12 protein-coding genes and 1 pseudogene are annotated in these 19245 nt (G+C 74.6%); 2 read left to right on the forward strand and 11 right to left on the reverse strand.

Features of this window, described 5'->3' with window-relative positions; genetic code table 11:
* Positions 1 to 35: 35 nt before the first annotated feature.
* From BLS67_RS18695 to BLS67_RS18725, 7 genes are all read right to left on the reverse strand, one after another.
* Positions 36 to 1697, reverse strand: coding sequence for a GGDEF domain-containing protein (locus tag BLS67_RS18695; RefSeq protein WP_165617659.1), 1662 nt, complete (start codon positions 1695 to 1697; stop codon positions 36 to 38).
* 115 nt (positions 1698 to 1812) lie between these two features.
* On the reverse strand, positions 1813 to 2793 hold the full coding sequence (whiA, locus tag BLS67_RS18700; RefSeq protein ID WP_091248156.1) for a DNA-binding protein WhiA: 981 nt from the start codon (positions 2791 to 2793) through the stop codon (positions 1813 to 1815).
* Positions 2794 to 2920: 127 nt separating this feature from the next.
* Complete coding sequence (locus tag BLS67_RS18705; protein WP_091248045.1) at positions 2921 to 3913, reverse strand: gluconeogenesis factor YvcK family protein; 993 nt, start codon at positions 3911 to 3913, stop codon at positions 2921 to 2923.
* Positions 3910 to 4827 (reverse strand): RNase adapter RapZ, encoded by a 918-nt coding sequence (gene rapZ, locus BLS67_RS18710; RefSeq protein ID WP_091248047.1) that lies wholly within the window; start codon positions 4825 to 4827, stop codon positions 3910 to 3912. The genes BLS67_RS18705 and rapZ overlap by 4 nt, the downstream gene beginning before the upstream one ends.
* On the reverse strand, positions 4824 to 6842 hold the full coding sequence (gene uvrC, locus BLS67_RS18715; protein ID WP_165617660.1) for an excinuclease ABC subunit UvrC: 2019 nt from the start codon (positions 6840 to 6842) through the stop codon (positions 4824 to 4826). Before uvrC ends, rapZ begins: the two co-directional genes overlap by 4 nt.
* Before the next feature lie 13 nt (positions 6843 to 6855).
* Positions 6856 to 9786, reverse strand: a complete 2931-nt coding sequence (gene uvrA / locus BLS67_RS18720; protein ID WP_091248053.1) for an excinuclease ABC subunit UvrA — start codon at positions 9784 to 9786, stop codon at positions 6856 to 6858.
* A gap of 76 nt (positions 9787 to 9862) precedes the next feature.
* A complete protein-coding gene (locus tag BLS67_RS18725; RefSeq protein WP_091248055.1) occupies positions 9863 to 11311 on the reverse strand; it encodes an amidase in 1449 nt (482 codons plus the stop codon).
* Positions 11312 to 11386: 75 nt separating this feature from the next.
* On the opposite strand from BLS67_RS18725, the gene BLS67_RS18730 reads away from it, so the two are divergent.
* The gene (locus tag BLS67_RS18730; RefSeq protein WP_242654195.1) at positions 11387 to 12046 is read left to right on the forward strand and encodes an MBL fold metallo-hydrolase; all 660 of its coding nucleotides are present in this window, start codon (positions 11387 to 11389) and stop codon (positions 12044 to 12046) included.
* Between the two features lie 39 nt (positions 12047 to 12085).
* Here the strand turns inward: BLS67_RS18730 and pgi are convergent, their stop codons facing one another.
* From pgi to BLS67_RS18745, 3 genes are all read right to left on the reverse strand, one after another.
* Positions 12086 to 13753, reverse strand: a complete 1668-nt coding sequence (pgi, locus tag BLS67_RS18735; RefSeq protein WP_091248058.1) for a glucose-6-phosphate isomerase — start codon at positions 13751 to 13753, stop codon at positions 12086 to 12088.
* A gap of 37 nt (positions 13754 to 13790) precedes the next feature.
* Positions 13791 to 15605: a glycoside hydrolase family 15 protein gene (locus BLS67_RS18740; RefSeq protein ID WP_091248060.1), complete on the reverse strand. Its 1815-nt coding sequence runs from the start codon at positions 15603 to 15605 to the stop codon at positions 13791 to 13793.
* Between the two features lie 67 nt (positions 15606 to 15672).
* Positions 15673 to 17706, reverse strand: coding sequence for a S9 family peptidase (locus BLS67_RS18745; RefSeq protein WP_091248062.1), 2034 nt, complete (start codon positions 17704 to 17706; stop codon positions 15673 to 15675).
* A gap of 62 nt (positions 17707 to 17768) precedes the next feature.
* On the opposite strand from BLS67_RS18745, the gene BLS67_RS18750 reads away from it, so the two are divergent.
* The gene (locus BLS67_RS18750) at positions 17769 to 19001 is read left to right on the forward strand and encodes a metal-dependent hydrolase family protein (RefSeq protein WP_091248064.1); all 1233 of its coding nucleotides are present in this window, start codon (positions 17769 to 17771) and stop codon (positions 18999 to 19001) included.
* Between the two features lie 4 nt (positions 19002 to 19005).
* On the opposite strand, the pseudogene BLS67_RS18755 reads toward BLS67_RS18750, so the two are convergent.
* A pseudogene (locus BLS67_RS18755) lies at positions 19006 to 19245 on the reverse strand (TerC family protein); the annotation flags it as partial.

Raw genomic sequence — 19245 nt, forward strand, 5'->3', positions numbered from 1 at the left:
GTCCCGACGACGCGAGAGCTGCCCGTCCTCGCAGGTCAGGCGGTCGACAAGACGTCGCTGACGTCTGCACCGGCGACCCCGGCCGCCACCACGCGGTCCCGGCCCCCGCTCTTCGCCCGGTACAGCGCGCGGTCGGCCCGGGACAGCAGCTCCGCAGCTCCGTCGCCACCGGACCGGGCCACCGCGACCCCCGCGCTCAGCGTGACGGTGAGGACGCCGCCCGGGACGACGTGCACGAGTGCACCGACCCGGGCGCGCACGGTCTCGGCCCGCGCCAGGGCCTCGGCCTCGTCGGCCCCGGGCAGCACCAGGACGAACTCCTCGCCGCCGGCCCGGGCCACGGTGTCCCCCGAGCGGGTGCCCGCCCTCAGCTCCGCCGCCACGGCGCACAGCACGGCGTCGCCGGTCGCGTGCCCGAAGCGGTCGTTGACCGACTTGAACCGGTCGACGTCGACCAGGACCACGGCGACGGGCAACCCGTCGTCCACCGAGCGGGCCAGCGCGTGCAGGAGGGTGCGGTCCAGGTGCCGGCGGTTGTGCAGCCCGGTCAGCGGGTCGCGGACGGCCTCCTCTGCCACGGCCGCCCGCAGCCGGTCGACCGTGGCGACCTGCTCGGCGAGCTGCTGGGCCAGCCGGCGCAGGTCGGCCTCGCGCAGCTGCGCCTCGGTGACGTCGCGGACGACGGTGACCCGCCCGATCCGACGGCCGGCGGAGGCCACCGGCACGGACTGGACGTCCAGCCAGCACCCGGGGGCGGCCTCGACCACGGCGCGGCCGGTCTCGTAGGTCCCGTCGGCGGCCGGGCCGTCGGGCAGGACCGTGCGCAGCAGGTCCGCACCGGCCAGCTCGGCCAGGGGACGGCCCAGCACGGCGGGGCCGGCGCCCGGGCGGAGCGCGGCGAGCATCCGGCGGGCGGCGGGGTTGAGGTCGATCACCCGGCCGACCTCGTCGGTGACCAGCACGCCGTCGGTCATCGTCTCGACCACCTGGTCCCGCGCGACCGGCACCAGCTCCAGCAGGCCCGTGCGCAGGATCGCCCACCCGGCGACCAGACCGGTCACGATGAAGAACAGCGGCGTCAGGTCGACGACCCCCTCACCCCGCATGCCGAGGGTGAAGACGAGGTTGCCCAGGGTCGGCGGCAGCGCGGAGACCAGCAGCACCCGGGCCTGCCGGCGCACCACCGGCTGGCCGCGGCGCCCGAGCCGGACCAGCCGCACGAGGGCCCAGGCGATGAACGCGTAGCTGTAGAGCGAGTGCAGCAGGAACAGCGGGCCGCCGACCATCTGCACCGCGCCCGCCGGCGCCGTGAGGTCCGTGCGCCCGAAGACCAGGTCCGTCGTCGCCGGGAGGACGCTGGTCACCGCCAGGAGGACCGGTTCGACCGACGCCAGCAGCACCAGGTGGCGACGGGGGCGCCAGGTCGGCTCGGCGAGCAGGCGGGACAGCGCGAGGAAGCCGGCCGCCGTCGCCCCCACCGACAGGAAGATCAGCGGGAACCCGGCGGCTCGTACCGCCGGGGCCGACGGCGCCAGGACGACGCCGACCGCCAGGCACCACCCGCTGATGCCCAGCAGCACGACGGCCAGTGCGCGCGCCGGCGGGTTGCCGTGGCGGTGCCGCCAGGCGGCGACCGCCACGGCACCCGTGACGACCGGGGCCAGGGCGAACGCCAGCACCCAGACGGTCCCCTGCACGTGGCTCCCCATCGCCGCACGCCCGGCCCGGGAGGGCGGGGTCTCCCCCTCCCATCGGCCCGGATCCGAGAACGGCACAGCCGGCCTCACCCGGCCGGGGGACACCGCCGGGCGGTCAGGGGCCGATCATGTCGTCGGTGACCACGGACTCGGTGTCCGGGATGCCGAGGTCCTTCGCCCGCTTGTCCGCCATCGCGAGCAGCCGCCGGATCCGCCCCGCCACGGCGTCCTTGGTCATGGGCGGATCGGCCCGCTGGCCCAGCTCCTCCAGCGAGGCCTGCCCGTGCTCGAGCCGCAGCCGACCGGCGACCAGCAGGTGCTCGGGGGCCTCGTCGGCGAGGATCTCCAGCGCCCGCTCGACCCGGGCACTCGCGGCGACGGCGGCCCGCGCGGACCGGCGGAGGTTGGCGTCGTCGAAGTTGGCCAGCCGGTTGGCGGTCGCCCGGACCTCGCGGCGCATGCGCCGCTCCTCCCAGGTGAGCACGGCCTCGTGCGCGCCCATCCGGGTCAGCAGCGCGCTGATCGCGTCGCCGTCGCGGACCACGACGCGGTCGGCCCCGCGGACCTCGCGCGCCTTGGCCGCGATGCCCAGCCGGCGGGCAGCCCCCACCAGGGCCATCGCCGCCTCGGGGCCGGGGCAGGTCACCTCGAGCGACGAGGACCGGCCCGGCTCGGTGAGCGACCCGTGGGCCAGGAACGCCCCGCGCCAGGCCGCCTCGGCGTCGTTGAGCCCGCCGGAGACGACCGCCGGCGGCAGCCCGCGCACCGGCCGGCCGCGCTGGTCGACCAGACCGGTCTGCCGGGCCAGGCCTTCGCCGTGCTTGGCGATGCGGACCAGGTAGCGCACCCCGCGGCGGATGTTGCCCCCGGCCAGCACGCTGACGCCGCTGGTGTACCCGTAGACCTCGCTGATGTCGCGGCGCAGGCGGCGGGCCACGGAGCCGGTGTCCAGCTCGGCCTCGATGACCACCCGGCCACCCACGATGTGCAGGCCGCCGGAGAAGCGCAGCAGCGCCGTCACCTCCGCCTTGCGCTCGGAGGTCTTCGTGCACTCCACCCGGGAGAGCTCGTCCTTCACCATCGCCGTCATCGCCATGCGCTGCCCCACTCCCCCTCGACCCGTCCGCCGTCCACCGGGCACCGGGGATGCCTCGCGGTACCGGCGGTGGGGACCCTCGCTGTCCGATCCTGCCGCACCCGGAACCGATCCGTACCGCTGGGCCTCACCGGGCACCGACCGCACCGGGCAGCACCGTGGCCAGCGCCGCGGTCAGCAGTTCCGGGAGGTGCCGCGGGGGCCCGTCCGGTGCTGCCACCGGCGCCAGCACCAGCGTCGCCCCGCACTCCTGCACAGCAGACAGCAGACCACGCCGGTCAACCACCGCACCCGCATCGGCGATGACCGTGTGCAACGGCACGCCCTGCAGGTGGTCCTGCAGCACGCGCAGGTGCTGCTCCGGGGAGAAGTCGTCGGTCTCCCCCGCCTGCGGCTCGAGGTTCAGCACCACGACCACCCGGGCCGGGGTGTCCGCCAGGGCGGCGCGCAGCCGTGGCACGAGCAGGTGCGGCAGCACCGAGGTGTACCAGGAGCCCGGGCCCAGGCTGACCACGTCGGCGCGGGCGATGGCGGCCAGCACGTCGGGGTGCACCGGCGGGTCGGCCGGGGTGACCCGGATGGAGCGCACCCGGTCCGGGCTGGCCGCGATCGCCACCTGCCCCCGGATGTGCCGGGACCGCTGCGGGTCGTCGGGGTCGACGGTGTCGACGATGGCCACGAGGTCCAGGGGGACGTCGGCCATGGGCAGCACCCGGCCACGGGCACCCAGCAGCTCGCACAGCGTGTCCAGCGCGCGCACGGTGTCGCCGCCGTGCACCTCGGTCAGCCCGGTGAGCACCAGGTTGCCGACCGGGTGCCCGGCCAGCACGCCGGAGCCGCCGAGCCGGTGCTGGAGCAGGGTCGCGAGCTCCTGGGTGCGCTGGTCGTCACCGGCCAGCGCGGCCAGCGCCATCCGGAGGTCACCCGGGGGCAGCACCGGCATCTCGCGGCGGATCCGGCCGGAGGACCCGCCGTCGTCGGCGACGGTCACGACGGCGGTGAGCTCGCCGGCCAGCGGGCGCCACGCGGCCAGGGACGCGGCCAGCCCGTGCCCGCCGCCCAGCGCCACGACGGAGGGCCCCGTCCCGACCGGCGTCGGCGAGCCCGACGCCGTGCTCACTCGCGGCCCAGGTCGCGGTGCCGGGCGCTGGCGGTGACGCCGTCGGCGGACAGCCGGCGCGCGAACTCCTCGGCGATGGCCACCGAGCGGTGCTTGCCGCCGGTGCAGCCCACCGCCAGCGTCAGGTACTTCTTGCCCTCGCGGCGGTAGCCGGGGACCAGCAGCCGCAGGACGTCGAGGTAGCGGTCCAGGAACTCGGCGGCGTCGGCCGCGCCCAGGACGTGGTCGCGCACCGGGGCGTCGCGCCCGGTGAGCGGCCGCAGCTCCGGCACCCAGTGCGGGTTGGGCAGGAAGCGGGCGTCGACCACGAGGTCGGCGTCCAGCGGGAGCCCGTACTTGAACCCGAAGCTCAGGACGGTGGCGGTCAGCTCGGGGACCGCGCCCTCGCTGAGGAAGGCGGCCTCGAGCGTGGCCCGCAGCTGGTGCACGTTCAGGTCGGAGGTGTCCACCCACAGGTCGGCGTCGCCGGCGATGCCGGTCAGCAGGGCCCGCTCGGCCGCGATGCCGTCGGACAGCCGGCCGGCCCCCTGCAGCGGGTGCTCGCGCCGGTTGGACTCGTAGCGGCGGACCAGCACCTCGTCGCGGGCGTGCACGTAGACCACCCGAGGCCGGTGCCCGGCGTCGGTCAGCGACCGGATGGACTCGGCCAGGTCGCTGGAGAAGGCCCGGCTGCGCACGTCGACCACCGCGGCGAACCGGCGGACGTCGCCGCGGGAACCGAGCTCGACCATCGGCGCGAGGAGCGCCGGCGGGAGGTTGTCCACCACGAAGAAGCCCAGGTCCTCCAGCACCCGCCCGGCGCTGTTCTTCCCCGCACCGGACAGGCCGGTCACCACGACGACCTCCAGCGGGACGGCAGCCTGCTCCGCCACCGGCGGGGTCTGGTCGGCGGCGTCGTCGGGCAGATCGGTCACGGGGCGGCTCCGGTGGTCTGCGGGACGGTCGAGCCGCCATCATCCCCAGTCCGGGTCGGGACGGCGCCGGGGGGTTCGTGCGCCGACGGCGACTCCGCCTCCTCGGGCGGCTCGGCCACCGCCGCCAGCACCGCCTCGGCCGTGCGCCGGCCGATCCCCGGCACCCGGGTGAGGTCGTCGACGGAGGCCGCCCGCAACCGCTTCAGCGACCCGAACTCCTTCATCAACGCCTTGCGCCGGGTGTCGCCCAGCCCGGCGACGTCGTCCAGCAGCGAGACGAGCATGCCCGCGGAGCGCTTCTGCCGGTGGTAGGTGATGGCGAACCGGTGCGCCTCGTCGCGGACCCGCTGCAGCAGGTACAGCGCCTCGGAGGTGCGCGGCAGGATGACCGGGTCGGGGTCGTCGGGCAGCCACACCTCCTCCATGCGCTTGGCCAGCCCGCACACCGCGACGTCGGTGATGCCCAGCTCGGACATCGACCGGGCGGCGGCGGCGACCTGCGGCTGGCCGCCGTCGACCACCAGCAGGTTCGGCGGGTAGGCGAACCGGCGGGCCCGGCCCTCCTCGGCGGCGACCCCCTGCTCGTTGCGCCGGTCCTCCTCGTCCTTGAGGTGCCGGGCGAACCGGCGCCGGACGACCTCGGCCATGGCCGCGGTGTCGTCGGTGCCCTGGGCGACCTGGAAGCGCCGGTAGTCGCTCTTCTTGGCCAGGCCGTCCTCGAACACGACCATGCTGGCCACCACGTTCGTGCCCTGCACGTGGCTGACGTCCATGCACTCGATGCGCAGCGGTGCGTCGGGGAGGTCGAGGGCCTCCTGCAGCTCGGACAGCGCCAGCGAGCGGGCGGTGAGGTCGCCGGCGCGCTTGACCCGGTGCCGGGCGAAGGCCTCCTTGGCGTTGCGCTCGACGGTCTCCATCAACGCCCGCTTGTCGCCGCGCTGGGGCACCCGCAAGGAGACCCGGGACCCGCGCAGCTCGCTGAGCAGGTCGGCGTAGACCTCGGCCTCGGCGGGCAGCTCGGGGACGAGCACCTCGCGGGGCACCGCCTCGCCCACCTCGCCGACGCCGGTCTGCTCGTCGACCCCGCCGTACACCTGGAGCAGGAACTGCTCGACCAGCTCGCCGGTGCCGACGTCCTCGACCTTGTCGACGATCCAGCCCTGCTGCCCGCGGACCCGGCCACCGCGGACGTGGAAGACCTGCACCGCGGCCTCGAGCTCGTCCTGGGCGAAGGCGACGACGTCGGCGTCGGTGCCGTCGGCCAGGACGACGGCCTGCTTCTCCAGGGCCCGGCGCAGCGCCCCCAGGTCGTCGCGGAGCCGGGCCGCCCGCTCGTACTCCATGTCCTCGGCCGCCCGGGCCATCTGACCCTCGAGGCGCCGGGTGATCTGCTCGGTGCGGCCACCCATGAAGTCGCAGAAGTCGTCGACGATGCCCCGGTGCTCCTCGGCGGAGACCTTGCCGACGCACGGCGCCGCGCACTTGCCGATGTAGCCCAGCAGGCACGGCCGCCCGATCTGGCCGTGCCGCTTGAAGACCCCGTTGCTGCAGGTGCGGGCCGGGAAGACCCGGGTGAGCGTGTCGAGCGTCTCGCGGATGGCCCAGGCGTGGGCGTAGGGGCCGAAGTACCGGACGCCCTTGCGCTTGGGCCCCCGCATCACCTGCAGCCGGGGGAACTCCTCGTTCAGCGTGACGGCCAACGACGGGTAGCTCTTGTCGTCGCGGTACCGGACGTTGAACCGGGGGTCGAACTCCTTGATCCAGTTGTACTCGAGCTGGAGCGCCTCGACCTCGGTGCCGACGACGGTCCACTCGACGCTGCCGGCGGTGGTGACCATCTGCCGGGTGCGGGGGTGCAGGCCGCGGACGTCGGCGAAGTAGCTGTTGAGCCGCTGGCGCAGGCTCTTGGCCTTGCCGACGTAGATGACCCGGCCGCCGGGGTCGCGGAACTTGTAGACCCCCGGCGACTCCGGGATGCTGCCGACCGCCGGTCGGTAGGTGGACGGGTGGGGCATGGTCGACCCCCGGTCAGCCGACGACGGTGCCGGTGACGCCGGGTGCCGTGGTCGTGCGGGCCGCGGCGACCTTCTTCCGGGGCTTCCGGGCGGCTGCCTGGACCCGGGCCGGGTCGAGGATGTCGGCCAGGAACCGCCCCGTGTGGCTCTCGGGGATGCCGGCGATCAGCTCGGGGGTGCCCTCGCCGACCACCGTGCCCCCGCGGAAGCCGCCCTCGGGTCCCATGTCGATCAGCCAGTCGGCGCTCTTGATGACGTCGAGGTTGTGCTCGATGACGATCACCGAGTTGCCCTTGTCGACCAGGCCCTGGATCACCAGCAGCAGCTTGCGGATGTCCTCGAAGTGCAGCCCGGTGGTGGGCTCGTCGAGGACGTAGATCGTGCGGCCGTTGGACCGCTTCTGCAGCTCGCTGGCCAGCTTCACCCGCTGCGCCTCACCACCGGAGAGGGTGGTCGCCGGCTGGCCGAGCCGGACGTAGCCCAGCCCGACCTCGGTCAGGGTGGTCAGGTAGCGGGCGATGCTGTTGATGGGGGCGAAGAACTCGGCGGCCTCCTCGATGGGCATGTCGAGGACCTCGGCGACCGTCTTGCCCTTGTAGCGGACCTCGAGGGTCTCCCGGTTGAACCGGGCGCCCTTGCAGACCTCGCAGGGCACGTACACGTCGGGCAGGAAGTTCATCTCGATCTTCAGCGTGCCGTCGCCGGAGCACGCCTCGCAGCGCCCGCCCTTGACGTTGAAGCTGAACCGGCCCGGCTGGTACCCCCGGACCTTGGCCTCCTCGGTGGAGGCGAACAGCTTGCGGATCGCGTCCCAGACGCCGGTGTAGGTGGCCGGGTTGGAGCGCGGCGTGCGGCCGATCGGCGACTGGTCGACGCCGACCACCTTGTCCAGCTGCTCGAGGCCGGTGATGGTGCGGTGCCGGCCGGGGACCATGCGGGCGCGGTTGAGCTGGTTGGCCAGCACGGTGTAGAGGATGTCGTTCACCAGGCTGGACTTGCCCGACCCGGAGACGCCGGTGACCGCGACCAGCAGGCCCAGCGGGAAGGTCACGTCGACCCCGCGCAGGTTGTGCTCGCGGGCGCCCTTCACGACCAGCTCGCGGCCCGGCGTGCGGGGGCGGCGCTCGGCCGGGATGACGATCTCCTTGCGGCCGGACAGGTACTGGCCGGTAAGCGAGCGCTCGCTGGCGAGCAGGTCGGCGTAGGTGCCCGAGACGACCACCTCGCCGCCGTGCTCACCGGCACCCGGGCCGATGTCGACGATCCAGTCGGCCTGCTTGATGGTGTCCTCGTCGTGCTCGACGACGATGAGCGTGTTGCCCATGTCGCGCAGCCGCACGAGGGTCTCGATCAGCCGCACGTTGTCCCGCTGGTGCAGCCCGATGCTCGGTTCGTCGAGCACGTACAGCACCCCGACCAGCCCGGACCCGATCTGGGTGGCCAGCCGGATCCGCTGGGCCTCGCCGCCGGCCAGGGTCGCCGCGGGGCGGTCGAGGGAGAGGTAGTCCAGGCCGACGGAGACCAGGAAGGACAACCGGGCCTGGATCTCCTTGAGCACGCGGTCGGCGATGGCCCGCTCGCGCTCGCCCAGGCTCAGGGCGCCCAGCCACTCGGCTGCATCACCGATGGACAGCCCCGTGACCTCGGCGATCGACCGGCCGTCGAGCTTCACCGCGAGGATCTCGGGCTTGAGCCGGGTGCCGTGGCACACCGGGCACGGGACGTCCCGCATGTAGCCCTCGTACTTGTCCCGCATGAACTCCGAGTCGGTGTCCTCGTGCCGGCGCTCGAGGAAGGGCAGCACGCCCTCGAAGGCGGCGTAGTAGCTGCGCTCGCGGCCGTACCGGTTCTTGTAGCGGACGTGCACCTGCTCGGGCGACCCGTGCAGCACGGCCTTCTGCACCTTGACCGGCAGCTTCTCCCACGGGTCCTTCATCGAGAACCCGAGCTGGTCGGCCAGGCCGCCCAGCAACCGGGTGAAGTACTCGTTGCTCATCGAGCCGGCCCAGGGCGCGATGGCGCCCTCGCCCAGGCTCTTCTCCGGGTCGGGCACGACGAGCTCGGGGTCGACCTCCTTGCGGGTGCCGATGCCGGTGCACTCGACGCAGGCGCCGAACGGGGAGTTGAAGGAGAACGACCGCGGCTCGAGCGCCTCGAAGCTCAGGCCGTCGTCGATGCAGGCCAGGTGCTCGGAGTAGGTGCGCTCGCGGCCCGGGTCGTCCTCGTCGAGGTCGACGAAGTCGAGCAGGACCAGGCCGCCGGCCAGGCCCAGCGCGGTCTCGACGGAGTCGGTGAGGCGTCGCTTGGCGCTCTCCTTGACGGTGAGCCGGTCGACGATCACCTCGATCGTGTGCTTCTCCTGCTTCTTGAGCTTGGGGGGCTCGGTGAGCGAGTGCACGGTGCCGTCGACGCGGACCCGGGAGAAACCCTGGGTCTGCAGGGAGGCGAACAGGTCGACGTACTCGCCCTTGCGGGCGCGGATCACCGGGGCCAGCACCTGGAAGCGGGTGCCCTCGGTCATCTCGAGCACCTGGTCGACGATCTGCTGGGGGGTCTGCCGGGCGATCGGCTTGCCGCAGTTGGGGCAGTGCGGCTGGCCGGCGCGGGCGTACAGCAGACGCAGGTAGTCGTAGACCTCGGTGATCGTGCCCACCGTGGACCGCGGGTTGCGGTTGGTCGACTTCTGGTCGATCGACACCGCCGGCGACAGGCCCTCGATGAAGTCGACGTCGGGCTTGTCCATCTGGCCGAGGAACTGCCGGGCGTAGGCCGAGAGGGACTCGACGTAGCGGCGCTGGCCCTCGGCGAAGATCGTGTCGAACGCCAGGCTCGACTTGCCGGAGCCGGAGAGCCCGGTGAACACGATCATCGCGTCCCGGGGCAGGTCCAGGTGGACGTCCTTGAGGTTGTGCTCGCGGGCGCCGCGGACGACGAGCCGGTCCATGGGTGTCCCTGTCTGTGTGGTCGCGGTCAGGAGGTCGCTGCGGGGCCAGGGCCCTGCTGCCGATCGGGCGGTGGGCTCAGCCCGGACCGGCTGGATCGAAGACGGGGGCGTGCCGGCGCCAGGGTTCCTGGCGCTCCAGCTCCGCAGCCAGCCAGAGTAGTCGCGTCTCGGCCCCCGGGGGGCCGACGAACTGGACCGCCAGCGGGGTCCCGGAGGCCCGCCGCCCCACCGGTAGGACAAGGGCCGGGAGGCCGGACATGTTCCACGCCGAGGCCCACGGTGCCCACCGTGCGTTGGCCGTCACGTTCGCCAGCCACCCCCGCTCGTGCCACGGCCGGGCGGCCAGCGGCGGGCCGGTGACGATCGGGGTGAGCAGCAGGTCGACGCCGGGCTCAGCGGCGGCGGCGGACCCGGCGAACCAGTCGGTGACCTGCCGCCGGAAGGCCCGCGCGGTGGCCGGCCGGACCACCCCGGCACGGCGCACCCAGCGGCCCAGCCGGGCATGCGTGCGGGTGCGGGGTTCCAGCGCGTGCCGGTCGACGCCCAGCAGCTCGGCGTCGGCGTCGGCCCCGGCCAGCCACCGGGCCACCACGCCGAGCGCGACGGGCACCGGGACCGGCGGGTCGCGGCGGACGACCGTGTGCCCCAGCTCCCGCAGCCGGGCCGCGACCGCCTCGACCGCCGCCCGGCCCTCGGCGTCCAGCCGGGCGCCGGGCACCGGGGAGCGGGTGGAGACGGCCACGGTCAGCGCGGCGTCGTCGTCGTCCCGGGGCTCGGTGGCCGGGGTGTGGGCCAGCACGGCGTGCGCCACGGCCAGGTCGGCGACCGAGGTCGCCAGCACCCCGTTCTCGGCCATGCCCGACCAGGAGTCGGCCCCCAGCTGGGCGGTGACCACACCCGACCCCGGCTTCATCGTGACCAGCCCGCAGGCGGCGGCCGGCAGCCGCAGCGACCCCATGCCGTCGTTGCCGTGCGCCAGCGGCACGCCGCCGGAGGCGACCGCGGCCGCACTGCCCCCGGAGGACCCGCCCGGCGACAGGGCGGTGTCCCAGGGGTTGCGGCTGACCGTGCCGGGACCGTCGGTGGCCGCGAAGACGCACAGCTCGGGGACCCGGGTGATGCCCACGACCACCGCACCGGCGGCCCGCAGCCGGGCCACGACCGGGTGGTCGGCCACCGCGACCTGCGGGACGAAGGCCCCGGAGCCGTCGGTGGCCGTCTCGCCGGCCACCGCCACGTTGTCCTTCACGGCGACCGGGACCCCCGCCAGCGGGAGCCGGGCGCGGTCGGGCCGGACGTCGACGGCCGCGGCCTCGGCGAGCGCGGCCTCGGTGCGGACGACCCGGAAGGCCCCCACCCGGGCCTCGACCGCGGCGATGTGCGCGAGGTGCTGGCCGACGACCTCGACCGCGCTGACCTCGCCGCTGCGCACCCGGGCGGCGAGCTCGGTGGCCGGCAGCCCGACCAGCCGCCCGCCCGCCCCGGGCGGACCCCCGTGACCGACCGCGACCGGGTTGGCATCCATGCGGTCGAACCTAGACGGGGGGTCCGACAGAAGCGTCCCGAGCCCGGGGCTGCGGTGGCCGGTAGCGTCCCGGGGGTGAGCACCTACACCGGCGACGTCGAGGTGGGCGGCCCCGCGGACACCCGCGAGCTCCCCGGTCTGACCATCAGCAAGCTGGCCGTGAGCGAGATGGCGAACAACGCCTACCTGCTCACCTGCACCGCGACCGGCGACAGCGTGCTGGTCGACGCGGCGGCCGAGCCCGAGGCGCTGCGCGCCTGGATCGGCGACGCCCGGCTGACGGCCGTGGTCACCACCCACGGCCACTGGGACCACCACCGCGCACTCCCCGAGGTCGTGGCCAGCAGCGGCGCGGCCACCATGGCGCACCCGGCCGACGCCCCCGACCTCCCGGTCCCGGTCAGCCACCCGGTCGAGCACGGCGAGACGGTTGCGGTCGGCGACCAGGTGCTCGACGTGGTGCACCTGCGGGGGCACACGCCGGGCTCGATCGCGCTGGTCTGGCGCGGCGGCGAGGCCGGCACCCACGTGTTCACCGGCGACTCGCTGTTCCCGGGCGGCGTCGGCAACACCCAGCACGACCCGGAGCGGTTCACGCAGCTGGTCGACGACGTCGAGCAGCGGCTGTTCGGCGCGCTGCCCGACGACACCTGGGTCTACCCCGGCCACGGGAAGGACACCACCATCGGCACCGAGCGCCCCCACCTCGCGGAGTGGCGCGAGCGCGGCTGGTGACGTGCCCGGGGCCGACCTCGGTCGGCCCCGGGCACCCCGTCACGACCGGTGCTGCAGGTACCAGCCGATCAGCGCCTTGGTCGAGGAGTCCTGCGACTCCAGCGCCCCGTCGTCCCCGGTCAGCGCCGGCGCGATCTGCAGGGCGAGCTGCTTGCCCAGCTCGACACCCCACTGGTCGAAGCTGTCGATGCCCCAGACGGCGCCCTGGGTGAAGGTGATGTGCTCGTAGAGCGCGATCAGCTGCCCGAGCACCGAGGGGGTCAGCGACGCGGCCAGGATCGAGGTGGTCGGCCGGTCGCCGGAGAACACCCGCGCCTGGACGACGTCCTCGGCCGTGCCCTCGGCGCGCACCTCGTCGGCGGTCTTGCCGAAGGCCAGCGCCTTGGTCTGGGCGAAGAAGTTGGCCATGAAGAGCGCGTGCACGTCGGCGTCGCCGTCGACCAGCGGGTGCTGCGGGGTGGCGAAGGCGATGAAGTCGGCCGGGATGATCCGGGTGCCCTGGTGGATCAGCTGGTAGAACGCGTGCTGACCGTTCGTGCCGGGCTCGCCCCAGAACACCTCGCCGGTGGCGGTGGTGACCGCCGCGCCGTCCCAGCGCACGGACTTGCCGTTGCTCTCCATCGTCAGCTGCTGCAGGTAGGCCGGGAACCGGTGCAGGTACTGGCTGTAGGGCAGCACCGCGTGGGTGTGCGCGTCGAGGAAGTTGACGTACCAGACGTTGAGCAGGCCCATGAGCAGCGGCACGTTGCGCTCGAGCGGGGTGGTGCGCACGTGCTCGTCGACGGCGTGGAACCCGGCGAGGAACTCCGCGAACCGCTCCGGCCCGATCGCCACGGCCAGCGAGGTGCCGATCGCCGAGTCGACCGAGTAGCGGCCGCCGACCCAGTCCCAGAAGCCGAACGCGTTGTCGGTGTCGATGCCGAAGTCGGCGACCTTCTCCAGCGCGGTCGAGACCGCGACGAAGTGCTGGGCCACGGCGGAGCGGCGTTCGTCGTCGGAGTCCGGGGTGCCCAGGCCGTCCCACAGCCACTGCCGGGCCAGCCGGGCGTTGGTCAGCGTCTCGAGCGTGCCGAAGGTCTTCGACGCCACGATGAACAGCGTGGTCGACGGGTCGAGGTCGCGGACGGTCTCGGCCAGGTCGGTGGGGTCGATGTTCGAGACGAACCGGCAGGTCAGGCCGTCCTGCCGGTAGGCGGCCAGGGCTTCGTAGGCCATGACGGGGCCGAGGTCGGAGCCGCCGATGCCGATGTTGACCACGGTGGCGATGCGCTGGCCGGTGGCCCCGGTCCACTGCCCCGAGCGCACCTTCTCGGCGAAGGCGTAGACCTTCGCCAGCTCGGCCTGCACGTCGGCATCGACGTCCTGGCCGTCGACGACCAGCGGGTCCAGCCCGGCCGGGCGGCGCAGCGCGGTGTGCAGCACCGCGCGGTCCTCGGTGACGTTGATGTGCTCCCCGGCGAACATGGCCTGCAACCGGTCCAGCACCCCGGTCTGCTCGGCCAGCTCGCGCAGCAGCCCGATCGTCTCGTCGGTGACGAGGTTCTTCGAGAGGTCGACGTGCAGGTCGGCGACGTCCAGGGTCAGCCGCTCGGCCCGGCCGGGGTCGGCGTCGAACCACCCGCGCAGGTCGGGGGTCTGCGCGTCGCGGTGGGCCTGCAGCGCGGCCCAGGCGGCGGAGGTCGTGGGGTCGTGCGAGGGGGCAGCCACGGGGGTACTCCTGGGGTCGGGGGGAACGGGGACGACGCTAGGGCAGCCGGGGGTGACCCGCGCGGGCGGTGCCGACCGGGTGGTCGCTGCGGGCGTGCCGGCCCTCGGCGAGCTGCACCGCGCTGACCACCAGGCCGAAGTGGCTGAACGCCTGCGGGGTGTTGCCCAGCTGGCGGCCGGCGTCGGGGTCCCACTCCTCGCTGAGCAGACCCAGGTCGCTCGCGCAGCCCAGCAACCGCTCGAAGAGGGCCTCCGCGTCGGCCCGGCGGCCGATCCCGGCCAGGGCGTCGACCAACCAGAACGAGCAGGCCAGGAAGACGCCCTCGGTGCCGGGCAGCCCGTCGCCCGAGCTCTCGGGCCGGTAGCGCAGCACCAGGCCGTCGCGGGTCAGCTCCCGCTCGACCGCCTCGACCGTGGCCACGACGACCGGGTGGTCCGTGGGCAGGAACCCCACGCGGGGCACCAGCAGCAGGGCGGCGTCCAGCTCGGTCGAGCCGTAGGACTGGGTCAGCCGCCCGTCCTGCACCCCCTGGTCCATCACCTGCGCGTGGATGGTGTCGCGCACCTGCTCCCAGTGCTCCACCGGGCCCGGCAGGTCGTGCTCGCGGGCGCCGCGGACCATGCGGTCGAAGGCGACCCAGGCCATCACCTTGGAGTGCACGAAGTGCCGGGGCTCGCCGCGCTGCTCCCAGAGCCCGGAGTCCGGCTGCTGCCACTGGTGCTCCAGGTGCTCGACCAGCGCGCACTGCAGGTCCCAGGCGTCGTCGGCCGCGCCCAGGCCGGCGGCCCGCGCCAGGTGCAGGCCGTCGAGCACCTCGCCGACGACGTCGAGCTGGAGCTGCCCCGCGGCGCCGTTGCCGGTGCGCACCGGGGTCGAGCCCGCCCAGCCGGCCAACCAGTCCAGCTCCAGCTCGGGGAGCCGCCGGGTGCCGTCGACGGCGTACATGATCTGCAGGTCGGCCGGGTCGCCGGCCACCACGCGCAGCAGCCACCGGCGCCACGCCGCGGCCTCGGCGGTGTGCCCGGCGGCGAGCAGGGCCTGCAGCGTGTACGTGGAGTCGCGCAGCCAGCTGTACCGGTAGTCCCAGTTGCGCGGCCCGCCGGGCTGCTCGGGCAACGACGTGGTGACGGCGGCGACGATCCCGCCGGTCGGCGCGTGCGTCAGCGCGCGCAGGGTGATCAGCGACCGGGTCACGGCGTCGGCCCAGCGGCCGCCCACCCGCTCCCCCGCGGCCACCCAGGTCTCCCACCCGGCCAGGGTCTCGGCCAGGGCGCGCTCGGCGTCCACCTCGGGCGGGGCGTCGTGGTGCCCCGGTGTCCAGGTGAGCACGAACGGCACGCGGTCACCGGCCCGGACGGTGAACTCCGAGACCGTGCTGCGGTCGTGGCCCGCCAGCGGCGCCGGCGTGCTCAGCCACAGCGCATCGGGTCCGGCCAGGGCCTGGAGGCGGGCGCCGTGCCGGCGGACCCACGGCACCACGCGGCCGTAGTCGAACCGGATGGTCAGCTCGCCCCGCATCGGCACCTCGCCCGAGACCCCCTCGACGACGCGCACCACGTCGGGGTAGCGACCCCGCAGCGGCATCAGGTCGACCACCCGCACGGTGCCCTCGGGGGTCACCCACTCGGTCTCCAGGACCAGGGTGTCGCCGCGGTAGCGCCGCGAGGTGCACCGGCCCCCGGACGCCGGGGCGAGCAGCCAGCGCCCGGCCGCCTCGGTGTCCAGCAGCGCGGCGAAGCAGGCCGGGGAGTCGAAGCGGGGCAGGCAGAGCCAGTCCAGCGAGCCCCCGGTGTCGACCAGCGCCGCCGTCTGCAGGTCGCCGATGACGGCGAGGTCCTCGATCCGTGCCATGCCGGGCAGCCTGCCCCGGCGGCCCCGACCGCGCGCGCCGGACCGGTCGACGTCCAGCGGACCCGGATCAGGCTCCCAGGTCGTCCTCCCCCGGCGCGGCACGCTCCGGTGCGGCACCGGCCGGCAGGGCCGCGGCCGAGGTGTTCTGCGGGGTGGGCAGCCAGCGTGCCCACCACCGCAGCACGTGGTCGAGGCGGGCCCGGCGGTGCTTCGGCCGGCCGGACCGGGACAGCTCGTGGCCCTCGCCCGGGAACAGCAGCAGCTCGGTGTGCACGCCGCGCCGCTTGAGCTCGACGAACAGGCGGGTGCCCTGCTCGAGGGGGCACCGCCAGTCCTCCTCGGAGTGGATCACCAGGGTGGGGGTGGTGATCCGGTGCGCGCCGGCCATCGCCGACTGCGCCGCGACCCGCTCGGGGTCGGTGCCCAGGTACTGGTCGGCGAAGAAGAACCCGATGTCGGAGGAGCCGACGAAGCTGACCGGGTCGTTGAACGCCCGCTCGCTGATCGCGGCGGCGAACCGCTGGGTGCGGCCGACCAGCAGGGTGGTCATGTACCCGCCGTAGGACCCGCCCATGATGCCGACCCGCGCGTCGTCCAGCTCGGGCTCCTGCAGTGCCTCGTCGAGGAAGGCGAGGACGTCGTCGGCGTCCAGCTCGCCCATCCGCTCCTTCACGGCGCGGCCGTGCTCCTGGCCGTATCCCGAGGACCCGCGCGGGTTGCACTGCAGCACGGCGTAGCCGGCGGTGACGTAGGCCTGGGTCTCGTCGAACAGGGTCCAGCCGTACTGGCTGAACGGCCCGCCGTGCACCGTGAGCAGGACCGGGTGCGGCCCGGGGCCGTCGGGCACGGTGATCCAGCCGTGCACCGGGTAGCCGTCCGGGGCGGTCGCGGTCTTCTCGCGCATCCGGTGCAGGCGGCCCGTGGTCTGCAGGGGTGCGCCGAACCCGGTCAGCAGCCGGCGGCGTCCCGGGGTGATGGCCACCAGCTCACCGGCGGACCGGTCGTGGGCCACGGTGCCGACCACGACGCCGCCGCCGACCCCGATGCCGGTGGTCGTGTACGGCCCGTCGACCAGCGCCTCGGGCTCACCGCCGGCCAGCGGCACGCGCAGCAGCTCGACGGCGCCCTGCCGCTGCACGGCCACGAAGGCGTCGCCGTCGGCGATGGCCACCCGGCCGAAGTCGTGCCCCAGGTCGTGCCGCTCGGGGTCCAGCAGCGGCTGCGGGTGGCCGCCGGCCGCCTCGACCCGGCACAGGGTGGTGTTCCGGCCGACGAAGTCCAGGCCGTCGGGGCCCAGGTCGGGCTGGGCGGCGAGGTAGAGCGTGCGGCCCTCGAGGTCGCCGGGGTCGTAGGTGGGGGCCGCGCAGGCCGAGCGGGACTCGGTGACCCGACGCAGGTGCGACCCGTCGGGCCGGCAGGCGTAGACGTCGGTGACCAGGTCGCGGTCGGCGCGGGGGTGCCGGGCGGACACGAAGACCAGCTCGGTGCCGGCCGGGTGCCAGGCGACGTCGCTGTCGTCGTGGTCGCCGGTGGTCACCTGCACGGGCTCGGCCACCGGGACGGCGTCGTCGGCGACGTCCTCGGGCAGGTCCAGCACGAACACGTGCCGGCGGCGGTCCACGGTGAAGCCGAGGTCGTCGGCGCGGTACTGCAGCGTGGTGATCAGCCGGGGCTCCTCGGCCTCGGGGCCGACGCCGTCCTCGGTGCCGTAGCGGCCGGGCTCGGGCACCCGCGCGGTGTAGGCGATGCGCCGCGAGTCCGGCCCCCACACCGGCGCTCCGGCTCCCAGCGGGTGGTCGGTGAGCCGGCGGGCCTCGCCACCCCCGGTGGGCAGCAGGTGCAGCTGCGGCGTGCCGCCGCTCTCGGCGCCGAGGAAGGCCAACCAGCGCCCGTCGGGCGAGAACACCGGCGCGGAGTCCCGGTGCCCGTGGGTCAGCGGCCGGGCCGGTGCGGAGGCGTCGGTGGGCACCGCCCAGAGCTGGCTGCGGTAGTGGTCGGCCTCCAGGTCCAGCCGCGAGACGGCGACGACGGCGGTCGACCCGTCCGGGGACACCGTGGCTACGCCGGGGGTGCGCAGGTGGGCGAGGTCGTCGGGCCGCATGGGGGCAGACGCTAGTGCAGGGCGCCCGGCCGGATGTGCTGAGCACCGCTAACGTCCCGGGCATGACACGCGTGCTGTTCTCCGGCGGTTCGGTGCTCGACGGCACGGGGTCGCCCGCCGCCCCGGCCGACGTGGTGGTGGCCGACGGCCGCGTCGTCGACGTCGGCCCCGGTCTGGACGGCGACGAGGTGGTCGACTGCACCGGGACGACGCTGCTCCCGGGCCTGTTCGACTGCCACGTGCACGTGCTGATGAGCGGCGTGGACACCCTCCGCCAGCTGCAGACCCCCTACAGCCAGGTCTACTTCGAGGCGGTCCGCAACCTGCGCCGCACCCTCGCGCTGGGCATCACCTCCGTGCGCGACGCCGCCGGCGCCGACCTGGGCGTGGCCGAGGCGGTGCGGTCCGGCCTGGTGCGCGGGCCGCGCATGCAGATCTCGCTGGCGATGATCAGCCAGACCGGTGGGCACGCCGACGACTGGCACGTGTGCGGCGCCGAGACCCCGCTGCTGCCGCCCACCCCGGGTCGGCCCAGCGGTGTCTGCGACGGGCCCGACGAGGTGCGCCGCGTCGTCCGCACGCTGGTGCGCGCCGGGGCCGACGTCCTCAAGGTGGCCACCAGCGGCGGTGTCCTGTCGCCGCGGGACGACCCGCGGCACGCCCACTTCCGACCGGCCGAGCTGGCCGTACTGGTCGAGGAGGCCGAGGCCGCCGGCCTGGCGGTGATGGCGCACGCGCAGGGCGCCGACGGGATCAAGAACGCGGTGCGGGCCGGCATCCGGTCGATCGAGCACGGCATCTTCCTCGACGACGAGGCGATCGAGCTGATGCTCGAGCGCGGTACCTGGCTGGTGCCCACGCTGTCCGCGCCGCGGGCGGTGCTGGCCGCCGTCGCGGCCGGCGCGGCACTGCCGCAGGCGGTCGTCGACAAGGCGGTCGCGGTGCAGGCCCAGCACGACGAGTCGGTCGCCCGGGCGCACGCGGCCGGGGTGCGCATCGCGATGGGCACCGACTCCGGCGTCGGCCCGCACGGGGAGAACCTGGGCGAGCTGCAGCTGATGGCCGACCGCGGCATGGCCGTCGAGGACGTCTGGCACGCCACCACCTTGTCGGCCGCGCGGCTGCTGCGGGTCGACGACGAGCTCGGCTCGCTCGAGCCGGGCAAGCGGGCCGACGTGGTCGTGCTGGCCGGCGACGCCGCCGACCTGTCCGGGCTCGCCGGACGGGTGCGCGAGGTGTGGCAGGACGGCGCACGGGTGGTCGCCGGCGGCCGGGTCGCGGACCCGGCCGCCTGAGGCATCAGCGCTGCTCGGCGGCGTCCTCGTCGACCGCGGCGTCCTCGGGGGTCTGGCCGCGGGTCTTGAGCAGGGAGGCGATGGTGACGACGACCAGGACGCCGAGGATGACCGCCAGGGACAGCCAGGTGGGGATCTCGGGGACCGAGTCGATGGGCTGGCCGTCGTTGATGAAGGGCAGGGAGTTGTCGTGGACGGCTTCCAGGATCAGCTTGACCCCGATGAACCCCAGGATGATCGCCAG

It is taken from the genome of Klenkia soli (assembly GCF_900103975.1).
Classification (GTDB): Bacteria; Actinomycetota; Actinomycetes; order Mycobacteriales; family Geodermatophilaceae; genus Klenkia; species Klenkia soli.

What these genes read in the sequence shown, in the direction of transcription:
- whiA (WP_091248156.1), bottom strand. Translation starts at nt 2,793, where the DNA reads ATGGCGATGACGGCGATGGTGAAGGACGAGCTCTCCCGGGTGGAGTGC.
- uvrC (WP_165617660.1), bottom strand. Translation starts at nt 6,842, where the DNA reads ATGCCCCACCCGTCCACCTACCGACCGGCGGTCGGCAGCATCCCGGAG.
- uvrA (WP_091248053.1), bottom strand. Translation starts at nt 9,786, where the DNA reads ATGGACCGGCTCGTCGTCCGCGGCGCCCGCGAGCACAACCTCAAGGAC.
- BLS67_RS18725 (WP_091248055.1), bottom strand. Translation starts at nt 11,311, where the DNA reads ATGGATGCCAACCCGGTCGCGGTCGGTCACGGGGGTCCGCCCGGGGCG.
- BLS67_RS18740 (WP_091248060.1), bottom strand. Translation starts at nt 15,605, where the DNA reads ATGGCACGGATCGAGGACCTCGCCGTCATCGGCGACCTGCAGACGGCG.
- BLS67_RS18745 (WP_091248062.1), bottom strand. Translation starts at nt 17,706, where the DNA reads ATGCGGCCCGACGACCTCGCCCACCTGCGCACCCCCGGCGTAGCCACG.
- BLS67_RS18750 (WP_091248064.1), top strand. Translation starts at nt 17,769, where the DNA reads ATGACACGCGTGCTGTTCTCCGGCGGTTCGGTGCTCGACGGCACGGGG.